Source organism: Kitasatospora sp. NPDC032757, assembly GCF_055579305.1.
Genome location: NZ_JBVINN010000013.1, coordinates 26,098 through 43,782, shown reverse-complemented (window position 1 = coordinate 43,782; position 17,685 = coordinate 26,098). Strand labels below are relative to the sequence as shown.

Sequence of the window (17,685 nt, the reverse complement as noted above, 5' to 3'; positions counted from 1 at the left end):
TTTCGTGACGCGCCGCTCATGCTCTCGGATGGAGGACGGCTTCGGCGATCTCGCGGACCCGCTCCGGGGTGATGCCGGTGCGCTGTTCGACGGCGAGCGGGTGGTCGGTGGGCTCCAGCTCGACGGTGGGGCGTTCGCCGACGGGGCGGGTGTGGACGTTGGTCTTGAGGTTGAGGGTGCCGACGGGGTAGAGGGCAAGGTCGGTGGTCAGCCAGCCGAAGTAGGGCGGCTCGCTCTCCCGGCCGGGGGTGGTCCACAGGTCGAGCGTGCGGGTGAAGTTGGGCTCGCTGAGGGAGACCCAGACGCCCCACGAGAAGATGTCGGGGGTACCGATCACCGGTATCTCGATCATGCCCTTGACGAAGAAGTGCCGTCCTTTGACGACGCACTGGTCCTCGGAGAGCATGCTGTCGCGCCGCTTCCCGTACTTCTCCTTCCAGACGTCGGGTGCCGCGGTGGAGTAGCCCATGGGCAGCTCCGCGTGGTACTCGCCGCAGCAGGAACAGGTGTAACCGGGGACATCAGCCATGGGTGGGAGCCTATGACCGGCGGCTGCACCGCTCTGACCTGGCGTGCTGCCGGCCGAAGCCCCCGCGGCCGCCCGGTCCCCGCCCACACCCGGGCGCCCGGCCGCCCGGTCACCGGGTCGGGTGGGCCAGCCCCGTCTCGTACGCGGTGATCACCAGCTGCACCCGGTCGCGGGCGCCCAGTTTGCTGAGCAGCCGGGCCACGTGGGACTTGGCGGTGGCGACCGAGATGAACAGCTCCTCGGCGATCTCGGCGTTCGAGCGGCCCCGGCCGACCAGGGTGAGGACCTCCCGCTCGCGTTCGGTGATGCCCTCGATCGCCCGGGCGGGAGCGGGGTCGCTCACCGGCCCGGGGCGGTCGAGGAAGTCGGCGATCAGGCGCCGGGTGACACCCGGGGCGATCAGGGCGTCCCCGGCGGCGACCACGCGGATGGCCGCCAGGATGTCGTCGACCGCCATGTCCTTGACCGCGAACCCGCTGGCGCCGGCCCGGAGCGCGCCGTAGACGTGTTCGTCCTCGTCGAAGGTGGTCAGGACCAGGACGCGGGTGCTGCCGGAGGCGGCGGTGATCAGGCGGGTGGCCTCGATGCCGTCCATGCCGGGCATCCGGATGTCCATCACGACCACGTCGGGGCTGACCTCCCGGGCCAGCCGGACCGCCTCGGTGCCCGATCCGGCCTCGCCGACGACGTCCAGGTCGGGGTGGTCGGCCATGATCACGCGCAGGCCGGAGCGGACCAGTGGCTGGTCGTCGACGAGGACGACGCGGATGCTCATCGGACGCCCTCCCGACCGGTTCCGGCCCGCTGCGAGGCCTGCTGTGCTGCCGGCTGTGAGGCCCGCAGTGCGGCCGGCTGCGAGGCGGGCACCGGCAGGCTGGCCGCCACCCGGAAGCCGCCCTCCGGGCGCGGGCCGGCGCTGAACCGGCCGTGCAACAGGTTGACGCGCTCCCGCATGCCGGTGATTCCGAAACCGGATCCCACCGTGCTCGGCATCCCCCGCCCGTCGTCGAGCACCTCCACGGACAACTCCTCCGCCCCGTAGTCGATGACCACCCGGCAGTGCCCGGTGTTCGCGTGGCGGGCCACGTTCGTCACCGCCTCCTGAACGATACGGTAGGCGGACAGGTCGAGGTCGGCCGGCAGCCGCCGCCGCTCGCCGGCCCACTGCACCTCGACCCGGACGCCCGCGTCCGCGGTCGCCGCCACCAGCTGCTCGACGTCCGCGAGCCCCGGTGCCGGAGCGAGGGGTGCGGACGCCGAGCCGGTGTCCGGGTCGGCCTGACGGAGCGCCACCAGTGTGCGCCGAAGGCCCGCCAGGGTTTCCCGGCTGGTGGACTCGATCGCCCGCAGAGCCTCGCGGGCCTCCGCCGGCTGTGTCTCGATGACCCGGCTGCCGACGCCGGCCTGGATGGCGATGATGCCGATGCTGTGCGCGACCATGTCGTGCAACTCGCGGGCGATCCGCAGCCGTTCGGCGGTCACCGCCTCGGCCACCTCCTGCGAGCGCAGGGCCACGGCGTGTTCGCGGCGTTCGCGGAGCAGCAGGCCGGCCATGCAGCAGATGACCAGCACCAGGAGGGCGACCAGGCCGACGCCCACCATGTTGTCCGCGTGCGTGAACAGGCCGACGGCGAAGAACTGCAACAGGAACGACACCGCGACGGCGGCGATCGAGGCGCGCCGCGACCGGGTGGCGACCACGAAGCCCAGCACGAGGTCCACCGTCAGGAACGGCACGAACCGGATCGAGCCCTGGCCGTGACCCAACTCCACGACGCTGAGCGCGCCGAACAGGGCCAGCGCCAGGGTCGGCAGCGGGCGGCGGCGCAGCAGCCCGAGGAGCAGGCCGCCGGCGAGCAGTCCTCCGACGGCGTGCAGGCCGGCTTCGGCTCGCGGCGAGCCGGTCAGCAGCAGCAACACCACAAAGGGGTAGAGCACCGCGCCGACCCAGGCCGCAAGCCGTCCCTGCACCGCCCCGGCCGCCGCAACCGCCCAGCTCTCCCCACTCGCCTCGTGCGCCTTGCCCGCCTCGTCCGCCCCGTGCGCCTTGCCCGCCTCGCCTGTCCCGCCCGTCCTACCTGCCTCGCCCGTCCTGCCTGTCCCGCTCCTCATGCCGCGAGACTAGCCGTCGGCCGTCCGGCGGACATTGGCCCACGGGCGTACGCCCCCGGGCGGACCGGCCCGGGCGATTGCCGCCCCCGGCCCGATGCCGGGTGCGGGGCCCGCCCGGAAGAGTCTGTGCCGTGATCGAAGTCAACGAACTCACCAAGACCTACGGCGGCAGGACCGCCGTCGACCAGCTGTCGTTCACCGTCCGGCCCGGGCAGGTCACCGGGTTCCTCGGACCCAACGGCGCGGGCAAGACCACCACACTGCGGCTGATCCTCGGCCTGGACGCGCCCACCTCCGGCACCGCCACCGTCGGCGGCGTCCCGTTCCGCAGCCACAACCGGGGCCTGCGGCACGCCGGCGCCCTGCTCGACGCGGGCCACGTCCACGGCGGTCGGACCGCCACCGCCCACCTGGCGGCGCTGGCCCGCAGCAACGGTGTCCCGGCGCGCAGGGTGGCCGAGGTACTGGAGGAGGTGGGCCTCGCCGAGGCCGCGCGCCGCCGGATCGGCGGGTTCTCGCTCGGCATGAAGCAGCGGCTCGGTATCGCCGCCGCGCTGCTCGGCGATCCGCCCGTGCTGATGTTCGACGAGCCGATCAACGGCATGGATCCGGAGGGTGTGCTCTGGGTGCGCCACCTGTTCCGCCGGCTGGCGGCGGAGGGCCGCACGGTCTTCCTCTCCAGCCACCTGATGTCGGAGATGGAGCAGACCGCCGACCAACTCGTCGTCATCGGCCAGGGCCGGCTGATCGCCGCCGAGTCGGTGCGCGACTTCGCGGCCCGCAGCACCCGGCGGACCGTCGTGGTCGGCACGCCGCAGGCCGCCGAGCTGACCGAGCTGCTGACGGCGGCCGGCGCGACGGTCGAGCCGGAGGGTTCGGCCGGGGCCGAGCGGCTCGTCGTGACCGGGCTGCCCGCCGAACGGATCGGTGCGCTCGCCTTCGAGCGCAGGATCGAGCTGAGCGAACTGGCCACCCACAGCGCCTCCTTGGAGGAGGCGTTCATGGAACTGACCGCCGACCACATCGAGTACCAGGCAGGACGGACCCGATGACCGCACGCACCTCCGCCGTTCCCGTCGCCCCCGCCGTTCCCGGCGGGCGGGCGGCCGCACCACCCGCCCGCTTCGGTGACCTGGTCGCCGCGGAGTGGATCAAGCTGCGCTCGCTGCGCTCCACCCCTTGGCTGCTCGCCTTCGCCACGCTCTTCGTGGTCGGTTCCTCCGCGGCGGCGTCGATCGCGGAGTCCGCCAACCTCGGCGGGACGGACATGGCGGTACGCCCCAACGAGGGGTTCCTGGTGTTCGACGCCTATCCGGTGCCGGGCTACCTGACTCTGATGCTGCTGGCCGGTACCGCCGGTGCGCTCACCGTCGTCGCCGAGTACGGCAGCGGACTGATCCGCGCCACCACGGTGGCGGTGCCGGCCCGCGGCTCGGTGGTGCTGGCCAAGGGGGCGGTGCTCATCGTGGTCTGGGGCGTGGTCGGCACGGTGATCTCGATCGGCTCGTTCGCCGTCTCCCAGGCGATTCTGAGTGGTCGTCATGCCGATGTCGCGTTCGGTCACCCCGGGGTGCTGCGGGCCGTGGTGGTGTCCGCGCTGGTGGCCCCGGTCTGTGCGCTGATCGGGCTGGGCATCGGCGTCCTGGTCCGCCACGGCGCGGCGGCGACGGCCACCACCGGCTTCGTGCTGCTGATGCTGCCGGTGTTCTTCTCGACCTCCATCCGCTGGTCCGCCGACGTCAACCACCTGATGGTGTCCTCCGCTTGGAAGCGGCTGGTGCAGCACTGGTCGCCGCCGCCCGGCAGCGGCTTCGACTACGCCACTGTCTCCGGCTCGTGGACGGTGCTCGCGCTCTGGCCGCTGGTGGCGCTCGCCCTGGCCCTGCTGGTGGTCCGTCGCCGCGACGTCTGACGAGGCGTCGGGGAGCCGGCGGGTGCGGCGGGCCCGGGGTGGGGGCGGGTGTCCTAGGATCGCCTGCCTATGGACACCAACGCGGAAGACCCGATGATCACCGTCCCGGCGGGGCGGGTGACGCTGTCCGACCGTCGGACGCAGCGCAGTTGGCCGGTGGAGGTCGCCTCCTACCGGCTCGCTGCGGTTCCGGTGACCCAGGCGCTGTACGCGGCGGTGACCGGTGACCGGCCGAGCGCGTCCCGGGGCGACCGACTGCCCGTGGAGGGCGTCTCCTGGTGGGACGCGGTCCGCTTCTGCAACGCCCTGTCCCGGCGCGACGGACTCACCCCCGCCTACCGTCTCGCCCCCGCCGACAGCGAGAACGGCGGGGACGGCGGGGACGGCGGCGAGGGCGGCGAGGGCGGCGAGGGCATCGATTGGGACCGGGCCGCCGACGGGTACCGGCTGCCGACCGAGGCCGAGTGGGAACACGCCTGCCGCGCCGGCACCACCGGACCGCACTACGGCCCGCTGGACGAGATCGCCTGGTACCGCGGTAACTCGGACGAGCGGATCCACGAGGTGGGCGGCAAGCAGCCCAACCCGTGGGGCTTCCACGACATGCTCGGCAACGCCTGGAACTGGTGCTGGGACGTCTACGACGCCGAGGTCTACGGCAGCTACCGGGTCCTGCGCGGCGGCGGCTGGTTCGACGAGCACTGGAGCTGCCGGGCCTCCGCCCGCCGCCGCAGCCACCCGACCTTCCGGGTCGACGACGTCGGCTTCCGGGTGGCCCGCTCCCTGACGGGCTGAGCCGCCCCAACCGCTGGGCGGGCAGGCGGGTTCACGCGGGCTCACACCGGCTCGCGTGGGCCCGGGCGGTCCGGCTGCGGCGACGCCGGGGCACAGTCCTGAGTGTCCGTCATTTCCCGTCCCGGCCACCGCGGACCGGCCGGGTCGCACGGTGACGTCCGGTGGGCCGGGGGGAGAATTTCTCGTATCATCCACCCGTCCGTCAGGCCGGCCTGACACGCTGTCATATGTGCCCGAGAAGGAGACTGTTGAGGAGCCGAGGCTGGCGATCGAGCGCCGGCCCTCGTTCTTGAGATCGCGACGCCGGTTCGTCGTCGTCCTCGCGACCCTGCTGTCGCTGTTCCTGACCTGTACGGTGACCCTGGCCACGAACGGGAACCTCCTGCTGCCGTTCGAGCCGGTGGTCACCCTGGAGGGGAGGCTGGCCTCCAAGGGCGAGTTCTTCGCGGACGAGGAGGTCCAGCGGATCCTCCTGAGCCACCGGATCCGGGTGCATGTGAGCATCGCAGGCTCGCGCGAGGTGGCGTACGGCAACCTCGATCCCTATGACTTCGTCTTCCCCTCCGGCCAGCCGTCGGCCGAGGTGGTCATCGACCGGCGGGGCGCGGCCGGGCAGTACGCCCGCGTCTACCGTCCGTTCGTCAGCCCGATCGTGCTCGCGACCTACCGGGAGTACGCGAAGACGCTCGTGGACAGCAAGGTCGCCGAGCGGATCGGCGGCCAGGAACCGCCGTTGTACTACAGCCTCGCGCTGGCCGACTTCCTGCGGCTGGGCAACGCCAGGCAAACGTGGAACGCCCTCGGCATCCAGAACTACGGCATCACCAACGGCAACGTCGTGGCGGCCCAGTCCTCGGACATCTGCGAGTCGAATTCGGCGGGCACCTTCCTGGCGCTGGTCGCCTTCACGGAGAAGGGTGACGGCAAGCCTCCCGAGAAGAAGGACGTCGAGGACCTGGCGGCCAGGATCAAGCCGCTGCTGTTCGCCCAAGGCATGCCCGGGGGTGATCTGTTCCAGCCCTACAGCGTCCCGGAGGGCAGGGGCATCGCCCCCGTCGTGGTGGTCTACGAGCACCAGTTCCTCGCCTACCAGGCCCGTTTCCAGGCCCAGGCCAAGAAGCTCGACGCCGAGCGGGTCCTGCTCTATCCGAAGGAACAGTTCCTGACCCAGCCCCAGTTCATCGCCCTCAACCCCGGAGCCGACCGGCTCGGTGACCTGATCACCCACGACCCCCGGCTGCTCAGGCGGGCGACCGAGCTGGGCTTCCGCACCCTGGACGGCCAGCCGGGAGGTGACCGGCTGGCGGACTTCCTCGGCGAGCACGACATTCCGGCCCCGGTCCGCACCGGGGACGACACCGCGACCAAGATGCCGACGCTCGACGTGCTGGAGCAGATGATCGACGCCGTCGGCGGCTGCCGGCCTCGCGACGACACGCCCTCCGGTGAAGGGGCTTCCCCCGCCCAGGGGGCGCCGTGAGCCGCCCGGTGCCAGGCCCTCAGCGCCCGGTGCCCGGCCCTCAGTGCCCGGCAACCAGCGCCCGGCCACTGGCAACCGGCAATCGGCGCCCGGCATCCGGCGCCCGGCAGGGCGTGCCGGCACCGGCTCCCTCCTCGACACCCTGAAGGAGATGCACGGCTGTGTTCACTGCGATGTGGTGGAGCGTCTGGTGGGGCTGGTTCGCCGTCTGGCTGGCGGCCGTGGCGAGCCTGCTCGCCCTGCTGCTCCTCGGCTGGTGGGAGGTGCGCCGCAGTAGACGGCCCGCCGGCCTGGACGTCACCGCCAGGATCTGCGTCTACCTGGATGACCGGGCGATCATGGACCTCTATCGGATGGGCCGGTACACCGAGGCCCTCACCCAGGAGGTCGAGCGGACGACCAGGAAGACGCGAGGGCTCACCGCCGACATCTCCCTGCCGCCGACCGGCGCGTTCTCCGGCAGCAGGGAGAAGGCGGAGGAGCGGATCAGCAGGTACGTCCAGACCCATGCGCCGATCGATGTGATCGGCGTCCTGGTCAAGGCCATGGAGCGGGTCGACGGGATCGTCCACGCCAACCTCACCGCCCTCACCGTCCGGGACAACGGCGCGCTCGCCAGATCGCTGGCCGCAGGTGGTCACTCCGCACCCCGGGCCAGGCTGCGCGACGTCGAGGACTACGTCCTGCTGCGGGGGCGGTTCCGCACGGTGGACCGGGCGCCGGACACCCCGGAGGGCGCCACCGTCTTCCTGGCCGCCTACGGCAACCCCGAGGACCCCTCGCAGGCGGCGGCCGTCCGCGTCACCTGCGTCACCACGGGGCTGAGCGAGGCCGAGTCACGCCGTCGCGCGTTCTTCGGGCACTGCCTCGGCATGGTCGAGGACTGGAACGCCGACGAAGGCGTGCTGGAGGTCCACCCCATCGCGATCTTCCAGTGACCGCCACGCCCGCACGGCGGCTCGGCCGGTCCGGGGCCGGGGTCTGCCGCCCGGCCGCCGACTGATTCGAGCGCAGGGCGCTCTCGGCGGCGGCGTGCCCGCGCGGCATCGCCATGCCCCGGCACAGCACGGAGGGTGACCACGGGGGTGGGGGAATCGGACTTGAATCTTTGCGAACGAATGTTCGATCCTGAGGTGTGCCCGTTTTCGAACCTGCTTTCGAATCCACCGCCGAGCGGCAGCCGCTCCGCCCGGTGGTGTCGGCGGCTGCGCTCGTGGACGGTGGCGGTGCCGGGGCGGGGGCCGGGCGGCGGGGGCTGCTGCCGGTGCTGCCGGCGTTGGGGGCGGTGCTGCCGGAGGACGGGCTGCGGCGGGGGACGGTGGTGTCGGTCGGCGGCGGGGACCTCGGGCTGCTGCTGGCGCTGGCCGCCGGGGTGCGGGAGTCGGATGGCGGGTGGGCGGCGGCGGTCGGGCTGCCGGACCTGGGGCTGGCCGCGGCCGCCGGGTACGGGCTGGACCTGAGGCGGCTGCTGGTGGCGGACGACCCCGGCCCGCACTGGGCAGAGGTGGTGTCGGTGCTGGCCGGGGCGGTCGAGCTGATCATGCTGCGCCCGGACGGGCCGGTGGCGCCGAAGCCGGCCGCCCGGCTGGCGGCCGTGCTGCGGCGCAGCGGGTGCGTGCTGCTGGTGGCCGGACCGTGGCCGGGGGCGGGGCTTCGGCTGGGGGTGCGGTCCGGACGGTGGTTCGGGCTGGGCGACGGGCACGGGCAGCTCACCGGGCGGCAGGTGGAGGTCGTGGCCGAGGGGCGCGGTTCGGCGGTGCGCGGGCGTACCGCCCGGCTCTGGCTGCCGGACGAGCACGGCGAGGTGCGGGCGGTGGCGGAGGCCGCCGAGGTGGTCGGGGCGGGGGAGGACGTGACGTCGGGGGCCGGGGCGGGCCTCGAACGTATGGCGGTGGTGTGAGATGACCGACACCGGAGTGACCGGAGTGACCGGAGCGACCGGGCTGACCGGGGCGACCGGAGCCGCCGGGACGGCCGGGACACCGCGGGTGCTGGTGGTCTGGTGCCCGGACTGGTCGGTGGCGGCCGTCATGGGGCCCGCGGACGGCGGCGACACCCCGGTGGCGGTGGTCGCAGGCGGGCGGATCCTGGCGTGCTCGGAGACGGCCCGGGCGGCCGGGGTGCGGCAGGGGCAGCGGCTCAAGCTGGCCCAGCGGCTCTGCCCGGCGCTGGAGCTGCGCGACCGCGACCCGGAGGCGGAGACCCGGCGGTTCGAGCCGGTGGTCGCGGCGGTGGAGGCGTTCACGCCCCGGGTGGAGGTGCTGCGCCCGGGCCTGTGCGCGATCCCGGTGAAGGGGCCGAGCCGCTACTTCGGCGGCGAGGAGGCGTTGGCGGCCAAGGTGCAGGGCGCGGTGACGGCTGCCCTGGCCCGGCCCGTGGACGGGGACGGGGACGGGGACGGGGACGGAAGCAGGGACGCAAGCAGGGACGAGAACCGGGACAGGAACGAGAACAGGAACAGGGCCGGAGCCGGGGGCGGGGGCAGCGGGTCGGAGGTGCAGGACCACCCCGCCGACGCCGGCCCCGCCGTGCGCGCCCACCCGGCCCCCGGCCCAGGCCGTACCGAGGCGCACCCGGCGGACGCCGACCGGGCCGGTGCCCGGCGCCGGGCGGCGGCCGTGGACGAGCTGTTCGCCGCCGCCCCGGCGGCCCGGGACGGCGCGCGGGGCGGGTTCGCCCACCCGGCCGCGTACCCGCCGCCGGCCCGCCCCGCCGAAGCCGCCGCCGGAACCGCCCCCGCAGCTCCCGCAGCCCCCGACGACCGACCCGTCCCCGACGCCCGGCCCGTCCTCCACGGCCAGGTCGGTGTCGCCGACGGCCTGTTCGCCGCCGTGCTGGCGGCCCGGGCCGGGGTACTGGTGCCGGCCGGGCGGACGGCGGAGTTCCTCGCGCCCTACCCGGTGGCCGCGCTCGGCGACGAGGCGTTGGCGGAGCTGCTGGACCGGCTCGGCCTGCCCACCGTCGGTGCGTTCGCCGCGCTGCCCGCCGAGTCGGTCGCGGACCGGTTCGGCCCGGCCGGCACGGCCGCGCACCGGCTGGCCCGGGGCCTGCAGCCGCGCCCGCTGGTGCCGCGTACGGAGGGGCCGGACCTCTCCGTCGAGCAGCGCTTCGACCCGCCGGAGCCGCTCGCCGAGCCGTTGGTGTTCGTCGCCCGCACGCTTGCCGAGCGGCTGCACCAGCGGCTCGCCGGGGCGGGGCTGACCTGCCAGCGGGTCGCGGTCGAGGTGTCCTGCGCCGACGGGCGGACCGTCTCGCGGCTCTGGCGGCACGAGGGCCGGCTGTCGGCGACGGCGCTGGCCGAGCGCGTCCGCTGGCAGCTCCAGGCCTGGCAGGGCACGGGTACCTTCGCGGTGCCTGGCAGGCCGGAGGCACACCACGACGCGGACCACAACGCACACCACGACCCGCACCACGGCACGGACTTCGACACGGACCACGACGCAGGCTTCACCGCCCTGCGCCTCGTCCCCGACGATCTCTCCCCCGACCAGGGCCGCCAGCTGGCGCTCTGGGGGCAGGCGGTCGCGGACGACCGGGTGGAGCGCGCGGTGGCCCGGGTGCAGGCGGTGCTCGGGCATGCCGGGCTGCGCCGGATCGAGCCGGCGGGCGGGCGGGGGCCGGGCGAGCAGGCGGTCCGGGTGCCCTGGGGCGAGCCGTACGACCCGGCGGCGCCGGCCGACGCGCCGTGGCCGGGCCGGCTGCGGGACGTCTGGCCGGCCGTGGTGCACCGGACCCCGGTGCCGGTCGTGGTGCTGGACGCGGAGGGGCGGTCGGTGGCGGTGGACGGCCGGGCGGGGGTGTCGGCCCGGCCGGCCCGGGTGGCGGTGCGGGGGCGGGAGCTGGTGGTGGACGGCTGGACCGGCCCCTGGCCGGCGGTCGAGTACTGGTGGGACCAGTCGCTGGCCCGCCGCCGGGCGCGCTTCCAGGTCACGCTGGCGGACGGCCGGGCGCTGCTGCTCACGGTGGAGGGCGGTGAGTGGTTCATGGAGGCCGGCTACGACTGACCCGGCCGGCCACCGGGGGACCGGCCGGCCACCGGGGGGAACGGAACGGGCCGGCCCACCGGGGGCGGCCTACCGGGGGAGAGGGAACCGGCCGGCCACCGGGGAGGAACCGGCCGGCCCGTGGGGGGAGAAACCGAACAGGCACGACCGAAGGCAACGACCCCCGATGGGATTCACCAGCCATCCCACGCTCCCCTGGAGCGAACTGCACCGACGCCTGGCCGGCGGCAGCCCGGGCCCGGAGGGTGGCGCGGTCGTCCCGCTGCGCCGCCGCACCGGGGCCCGCCTCCCCGCACAACCCGCCGGGCCGGCCGGCCCGACGGCCCGGACCGGCCCGACCGCCCCGGCCTGGGCCGAGCTGCACGTGCACTCCGCCTTCAGCTTCCTCGACGGCGCCAGCGACCCCGAGGAGCTGGTCGCCGAGGCCGCCCGGCTGGGTGTCGAGGTGCTCGCGCTCACCGACCACGACGGCCTCTACGGCGCGGTGCGGTTCGCCGAGGCGGCCCGGGAGGCGGGCGTCGGCACGGTGTTCGGCGCCGAGCTGACCCTGCGCCGGGACGGCCAGGCCGAGCACCTGCTCGTCCTGGCCCGCGACCCGGCCGGCTACCGCCGCCTCTCCGCGGCGATCAGCGCCGCCCAGCTGGCGGGCGGGGCCAAGGGCCGCCCGGCGTACGACGCCGCGGCGCTGGCCGACGCGCACGGCGGCCACTGGGCGGTACTCACCGGCTGCCGCCTGGGCAGGGTCCCCGCCGCACTCGCCGCCGGCCGGGACGCCGAGCACCGGCTGCACACCCTCACCGAGGCGTTCGGCCGCGACAACGTGTACGTCGAGCTGATCGACCAGTGGCTGCCCGGCGACGACCTGCGCAACGACGCCCTGGCCGCGCTCGCCGCCAAGCTGGGCCTGCCCACCGTCGCCTCCACCAACGCCCACCACGCCGGCCCGGCCCAGGGCCGGCTGGCACAGAGCCTCGCCGCCCTGCACGAGCGCCGCACCCTGCAGGACGCGGCGGGCTGGACGCAGGCGGCCGGCACCGCACACCTGCGCTCGGGCCGGGAGATGGCGGCCCGGCTGGCCCGCTTCCCGGGGGTCCGGGAGGCCACCGTCGACCTGGCCCGCGCCTGCGCCTTCGACTTCACCGGACTCGACCCGGAGCTGCCCGGCTTCCCCGTCCCGCCCGGGCACACCGAGATCAGCCATCTGCGCGAGCTGGTCGCCCGGGGCGGACCGGTCCGGTTCGGCCCCGGCAACGGGCCCGCCCGCCGGCAGCTCGCCAAGGAGCTTGACGTCATCGAGGACCTGAGGCTGGCCGGCTACTTCCTGATCGTCCACGACATCGTCGACTTCTGCCGCCGCGAGGACATCTGGTGCCAGGGCCGGGGTTCGGCGGCCAACTCGGCGGTCTGCTACGCGCTCGGGATCACCGCCGTCGACCCGATCCACTACAGGCTCCTCTTCGAGCGCTTCCTCTCCACCGCCCGCGACGGGCCGCCCGACATCGACCTGGACATCGAGAACCGCCGTCGCGAGGAGGTCATCCAGTACGTCTACCGCCGCTACGGGCGCGAGCACGCCGCCCAGGTCGCCAACGTGATCACCTACCGGCCCCGGCTGGCGCTGCGCGACGCCGCCCGGGTGCTCGGCTACCCGCAGGGGCAGGTGGACGCGTTCAGCCGGCAGAGCGACTTCCGCTCGCCGCCCGGCGCGGACGCCGTCATCCCCGCCGACGTGCTCGCCCTGGCCGGACAGCTCCACGGCCTGCCCCGCCACCTGGGCATCCACTCGGGCGGCATGGTGCTCACCAAGGAGCCGATCGGCGAGATCTGCCCGACCGAGTGGGCCCGGATGCCGGGCCGGTCCGTGCTGCAGTGGGACAAGGACTCCACGGCCGGCGCCGGGCTGGTCAAGATCGACCTGCTCGGCCTCGGCATGCTCGCCGCGCTGCACGACACCTGCGACCTGATCGCCGAACACCACGGCGTGCGGTACACCCTGGCCACCGTCCCGGACGACGACGCGGGCGTCTACACGATGCTGCGCCGGGCCGACACGGTCGGCGTCTTCCAGGTCGAGTCGCGCGCCCAGATGGCCACCCTGCCGCGGCTCAAGCCGGACCACTTCTACGACCTGGTGGTCGAGGTCGCGCTGATCCGCCCGGGGCCGATCCAGGGCGGGTCCGTCCACCCGTACCTGCGGCGCCGCGCCGGGCTCGAAGCGGCCGGCTGCCCGCACCCGTTGATGGAGAACGCGCTCGGCAAGACCCTCGGGGTGCCGCTGTTCCAGGAGCAGATGATGCAACTGGCCATCGACTGCGCCGGGTTCAGCCCCGCCGAGGCCGACCAGCTGCGCCAGGCGATGGGTTCCAAGCGCTCGCACGAACGCGTCGCCCGCCTGCGCGAGCGGCTGTTGAGCGGCATGGCCGCGCGCGGCATCCCCGAGGAGACCGCCGAGGACGTCTACACCAAGATCGAGGCCTTCTCCAACTACGGCTTCCCGGAGAGCCATGCGATCAGCTTCGCCTACCTGGTGTACGCGAGCGCCTGGCTCAAGTACCACTACCCCGCGGCCTTCACCTGTGCCCTGCTGGCCAACCAGCCGATGGGCTTCTACGCGCCGCTCAGCCTGATCGCGGACGCCCGGCGGCACGGCGTGCGGGTCCGCGGCGTGGACGTCAACGCCAGCGGGCCGCGGCCCACCCTGGAACCGTACCGGGGGCCGACGCCCAAGCCGCCGCTCACGGCGGGCAAGCCGCAGCCCGCCATCCGGCTCGGCCTGGACACCGTCCGCGGCATCGGCGCCCCGCAGGCCGAGGCGATCGCGGCCGGACAGCCGTACGCGGACCTGGAGGACTTCGCCCGCCGGACGAGCCTGCCCGCGCCGGTGCTGGAGGCGCTCGCCACGGCGGGAGCGTTCGGCTGCTTCGGGCTGGGACGGCGTCAGGCGTTGTGGGCCGCCGGGGCGTTCGCCGGTGTCTCGGCGGGGCTGATCCCCGGCACCACCCCCGGCACCGAGGCGCCGCCGCTGCCGGAGATGACCCCGGTCGAGGAGACCATCGCCGACCTCTGGGCGACCGGCACCTCCGCCACCAGCCACCCCGTCCAGCACCTGCGCGCCCACCTCGAACGCGGCGGCGCAGTGACCGCCGCCCAGCTCCCGGACGTGGCACCCGGCACCGCCGTGGTGGTCGGCGGCCTGGTGACGCACCGCCAGCGCCCGCCGACGGCCGGCGGGGTGCTCTTCCTCAGCCTGGAGGACGAGACCGGCCTGATCAACGTGATCTGCAGCCGCCCGGTCTGGGAGTCCCAGCGCCGTACCGCCCTCGACCGCGCCGGCCTGCTGGTCCACGGCCACATCGAACGCGACCGCGGCGCCACCAACCTGGTCGCCACCCGGCTCGGCCCGCTGCGTCTGGGGATCTGAGGCCGGGTTGCCGGGGGAGGGGCTAGGCTCATGATCAAGAGTGCTTCCGTCAGGGGAAGTTCGTCGCGTGACCTTCGGAGGCAGGCCTTGGGTGAGCAGATGCGTTCCCGCGTTTCGGCGTACGCGATCGCCACGTCGGAGCAGCGGCTGCTGCTGACGCAACTCTCCGAGGCCTCACCGGTCTTCCTGCCCGGCCTCTGGCACCTGCCCGGCGGCGGGATCGACCCCGGCGAGCAGCCGCAGGAGACGCTCGCGCGCGAGCTGCACGAGGAGACCGGTCTGGAACTCCGCAGTGCCCGGCTGGTGGACGCGCGCAGCTACACGGCCCACCGGCTCGGCGTGCACTGGCACTTGGTGGGGCTGTTCTACCGCGTCGAGCTCCGTCCCGGGCCGCTGACCGTCAACGAGGTCGACGGGTCGACCGCAGGTGTCCGGTGGATGCCGCTCGCCGGCCTCACCGCGTCGGCGCTCTCCCCGGCGGCGGCCGACGGCCTCGACCTGCTCGGGCAGCCGTAGGGCCGGGCCGCCGCTGCGGCGGTCCCCAGGGCTGGACCCGCCGGCGCGGCGCAGCCGCGCCGTGGGGGTGACTGCGCGCGCCGGGGCTTGTGGGGGAGGGGCCCGAGGGGTGGTGTCAGAAGGCGGGTGTGTCGTTCAGCGGCCTACGCGCCGGACTCCGCCTCCCGCCCCTTCCCGGGGGCGCCCGCGAAGACCTGGGCGATCGGCAGCCAGGCCGTCGCCGTCGCGCCGGTGGCGGTCAGGGCGAGGTCGTCCCGGTGCCGGCGCTGGGTGACCAGCAGGCAGAAGTCCAGCGCCGGCCCGCTCACCCGGTCCGTCGCGTCCTCCGGGCCCCAGGCCCACAACGCGCCGTCCGGCGCGGTCAGTTCCACCCGGACCGGTGCCTCCGGTGCCGGCAGTCCGTGCAGCGAGAAGGCGAACCCCATGGTCCGAACCCCCAGATGGGCGATGTGCCGCAGTCGTGCGGTCGGCTCCCGGACCGCGCCCAGCGTGTCCGCGACGTCCTGCCCGTGCGCCCAGGTCTCCATCAGTCGCGCGGTCGCCATCGACGGGGCCTTCATCGGCGGACCGAACCACGGCAGGCGGACGTCGCCCGGCACCGCGGCCAGGGCGGTCAGCAGCCGTTCCCGGCCGGACCGCCAGCGGGCCAGCAGCGCCGCGGGCTCCTCGGCCGCCCCCTGCGCGGCGCCCTCGTCCACCGGGTCCAGGCCCGCCTCCAGCAGCTCGCCGAAGACGCGGCCGGTCTGCGCGACGAAGCCCTCCGGGTCACGCGCGGAGAGCTCGGTCCAGTCGTCCGTCCAGGCCAGGTGGGCGATCTGGTGCGCGATCGTCCACCCCGGGGCCGGGGTGTCGGCCGCCCAGCCCTCCGGCTCCAGCCCGGCCACCAGCCCGTCCAGCACCGCGCTCTCGGCCCGCAGGTCGTCGAGCAGGCCGGTCAGCACGTCCGTGGCGCGAGGCTCCTTCGGTTCCGTCGTCATGGGCATCCCCTTCACATTTCACAGCAGTACGCGGCAGTAGCGGTGGCGACCCGGTAGTGACTCACCGGTAACTCCGGCCCGCACCCTACGCCGCACCCGCCGCCGTCACCTCGGACTCCACGGAACACGCACGTCGCACCGCTCGCTCCGCCCACCCCGCTCGCTCCGCCCACGAGGTGCCGCGCCGGGCGGCGACCTGCCGGACCAACCCGGAGATCGCCGCCCTGCGGTCGCCTCACCTGCCTCACCTGCCTCACGGTGACCGGCTACCGGCTGCCCACGGCTCGGCGTCCGCAACCGGACCGGACGGGCCCTGGCAGCCGTGAGCCGGGCCGGCCGGACGCGGCTAGTTGACGTCCCGCTCCCGCCCCGCCCAGTACGGCTCGCGGAGCCGGAACTTCTGCAGCTTGCCGGTGGTGGTCCGCGGCAGCGCGTCCCGGAACTCCACCGAGGTGGGCGACTTGTAGCCGGCCAGCCGCTGCTTGCAGTGCGCGATGAGGTCCGCCTCGCCGACGTCGGAGCCGGGCTTGAGCACCACCAGTGCCTTGACCGTCTCGCCCCACTTGTCGTCCGGCACTCCGATCACCGCGACCTCGCCGACCGCCGGGTGGTCGTACAGGCAGTCCTCCACCTCGATCGAGGAGACGTTCTCCCCGCCGCTGATGATGACGTCCTTCTTCCGGTCCGAGATGGTCAGGTAGCCGTCGGTGAGGGTGCCGCCGTCGCCGGTGTGGAACCAGCCGTCCCGGATCGCCTCCGAAGTCTCCTGCGGCTGCTGCCAGTAGCCGTCCAGCACCACGTTGGAGCGGACCAGCACCTCGCCCTGCTCGTCCACCCGGACGTGATTGCCGATCGCCGGCGCACCCGCCTGCACCAGCTTCTCCGCCCGCTCGGCGGAGGGCAGTTGGTCCCATTCGCGGCGGGAACGGTTGACCGTCACCACCGGCGACGTCTCGGTCAGGCCGTAGATCTGCATGAACTCCCAGCCGAGTTCGGACTCGATCCGCTGCACCACCGAGGTCGGCGGCGGGGCGCCGGCCACGATGATCCGCACCCTGTCCCGGCCGGGGACGGGCCCGTCCCAGTCGGCGGCCGCGTCCAGCACCATCTGGATCACCGCCGGCGCGCCGCACAGGAAGGTCACCCCGTGCCGCTCGACCCGGCGCAGGATCTCGGTGCCGTCCACCTTCCGCAGCACGATGTGCTGCGCGCCCAGCCCGGTGAGCGCGAACGGCAGGCCCCAGCCGTTGGCGTGGAACATCGGCAGGGTGTGCAGGTAGACGTCCCGGTCACTGGCCCCGAAGTGCAGGCCCATGAGGACGGCGTTCAGCCAGACGTTCCGGTGGGTGAGTTGAACGCCCTTGGGGCGCGCGGTGGTTCCGCTGGTGTAGTTGATCGTCGCGGTGTCGTTCTCGCCGATCTCGTACCGGCGCGGCGCGTGGTCGAAGTCGTACAGCAGCGCGTCGCTGCCCGCGCCGATCACGAACTTGTGCTTGGCGGCCACCCCGGCCAGCGGGTCGGCGAGTTCGGGGTCGACCAGCAGCACGGACGCGCCGCTCTGCTCGACGATGTACGACACCTCCTCCGCCTTCAATCGGAAGTTGACCGGCACCAGCACCCGGCCGTGCCCGCTCACGCCGTACAGCGAGGTCATCAGCCGGGCCGAGTTGTGCGACACCATCGCGACCCGTTCGCCCGGCCCGACCCCGAGGCGGTCCAGCCCGGCCGCCTGCGCCCGCGCCAGTTCGGCGACCCGCCGGTAGCTCAGCTCGCCCCAGGATTCGGCCGGTTGCACCGGCTCGTCGACGATGCCGACCCGGTCGCCGTAGACCAGCTCGGCCCGGTCGAGGAAGTCCATCACGGAGAGTGGAATCTGCATGCGCCCACTGTCCTCCGCCCGGCGCCCCCTGCACACCCCCGGTCGGGGGTGTCACCCGGA

The 17,685-nt window shown here is 74.2% G+C and carries 14 protein-coding genes; 9 read left to right on the top strand and 5 right to left on the bottom strand.

Annotated elements, in window-relative coordinates; all coding sequences use genetic code 11:
• Positions 1-16: 16 nt before the first annotated feature.
• From ACZ5WK_RS17255 to ACZ5WK_RS17245, 3 genes are all read right to left on the bottom strand, one after another.
• Positions 17-469: a DUF2199 domain-containing protein gene (locus tag ACZ5WK_RS17255; RefSeq protein WP_465548350.1), complete on the bottom strand. Its 453-nt coding sequence runs from the start codon at positions 467-469 to the stop codon at positions 17-19.
• 169 nt (positions 470-638) lie between these two features.
• Positions 639-1,304, bottom strand: a complete 666-nt coding sequence (locus ACZ5WK_RS17250; RefSeq protein ID WP_396319129.1) for a response regulator — start codon at positions 1,302-1,304, stop codon at positions 639-641.
• On the bottom strand, positions 1,301-2,641 hold the full coding sequence (locus ACZ5WK_RS17245) for a sensor histidine kinase (protein ID WP_465548254.1): 1,341 nt from the start codon (positions 2,639-2,641) through the stop codon (positions 1,301-1,303). The genes ACZ5WK_RS17250 and ACZ5WK_RS17245 overlap by 4 nt, the downstream gene beginning before the upstream one ends.
• Positions 2,642-2,772: 131 nt before the next feature.
• Here ACZ5WK_RS17245 and ACZ5WK_RS17240 point away from each other — a divergent pair, with 131 nt between their 5' ends.
• From ACZ5WK_RS17240 to ACZ5WK_RS17200, 9 genes are all read left to right on the top strand, one after another.
• On the top strand, positions 2,773-3,693 hold the full coding sequence (locus ACZ5WK_RS17240; protein WP_465548253.1) for an ATP-binding cassette domain-containing protein: 921 nt from the start codon (positions 2,773-2,775) through the stop codon (positions 3,691-3,693).
• Positions 3,690-4,553, top strand: coding sequence for an ABC transporter permease (locus ACZ5WK_RS17235; RefSeq protein ID WP_465548252.1), 864 nt, complete (start codon positions 3,690-3,692; stop codon positions 4,551-4,553). Before ACZ5WK_RS17240 ends, ACZ5WK_RS17235 begins: the two co-directional genes overlap by 4 nt.
• A gap of 69 nt (positions 4,554-4,622) precedes the next feature.
• On the top strand, positions 4,623-5,348 hold the full coding sequence (locus ACZ5WK_RS17230) for a formylglycine-generating enzyme family protein (protein WP_465548251.1): 726 nt from the start codon (positions 4,623-4,625) through the stop codon (positions 5,346-5,348).
• A gap of 229 nt (positions 5,349-5,577) precedes the next feature.
• A complete protein-coding gene (locus ACZ5WK_RS17225; RefSeq protein WP_465548250.1) occupies positions 5,578-6,828 on the top strand; it encodes a hypothetical protein in 1,251 nt (416 codons plus the stop codon).
• A 161-nt stretch (positions 6,829-6,989) separates the two neighbouring features.
• The gene (locus tag ACZ5WK_RS17220; RefSeq protein WP_465548249.1) at positions 6,990-7,766 is read left to right on the top strand and encodes a hypothetical protein; all 777 of its coding nucleotides are present in this window, start codon (positions 6,990-6,992) and stop codon (positions 7,764-7,766) included.
• Positions 7,767-7,963: 197 nt separating this feature from the next.
• Positions 7,964-8,728, top strand: a complete 765-nt coding sequence (locus ACZ5WK_RS17215; protein ID WP_465548248.1) for a hypothetical protein — start codon at positions 7,964-7,966, stop codon at positions 8,726-8,728.
• A 1-nt stretch (position 8,729) separates the two neighbouring features.
• Positions 8,730-10,832, top strand: coding sequence for a DNA polymerase Y family protein (locus ACZ5WK_RS17210; protein ID WP_465548247.1), 2,103 nt, complete (start codon positions 8,730-8,732; stop codon positions 10,830-10,832).
• Positions 10,833-10,998: 166 nt separating this feature from the next.
• Positions 10,999-14,253, top strand: a complete 3,255-nt coding sequence (locus ACZ5WK_RS17205; RefSeq protein ID WP_465548246.1) for an error-prone DNA polymerase — start codon at positions 10,999-11,001, stop codon at positions 14,251-14,253.
• 99 nt (positions 14,254-14,352) lie between these two features.
• A complete protein-coding gene (locus tag ACZ5WK_RS17200) occupies positions 14,353-14,769 on the top strand; it encodes an NUDIX hydrolase (protein WP_465548245.1) in 417 nt (138 codons plus the stop codon).
• A 143-nt stretch (positions 14,770-14,912) separates the two neighbouring features.
• Here ACZ5WK_RS17200 and ACZ5WK_RS17195 read toward each other — a convergent pair whose 3' ends face one another.
• The gene (locus tag ACZ5WK_RS17195; RefSeq protein ID WP_465548244.1) at positions 14,913-15,746 is read right to left on the bottom strand and encodes a TIGR03084 family metal-binding protein; all 834 of its coding nucleotides are present in this window, start codon (positions 15,744-15,746) and stop codon (positions 14,913-14,915) included.
• 346 nt (positions 15,747-16,092) lie between these two features.
• Positions 16,093-17,625, bottom strand: a complete 1,533-nt coding sequence (locus tag ACZ5WK_RS17190) for an AMP-binding protein (protein ID WP_465548243.1) — start codon at positions 17,623-17,625, stop codon at positions 16,093-16,095.
• Between the last annotated feature and the right edge of the window lie 60 nt (positions 17,626-17,685).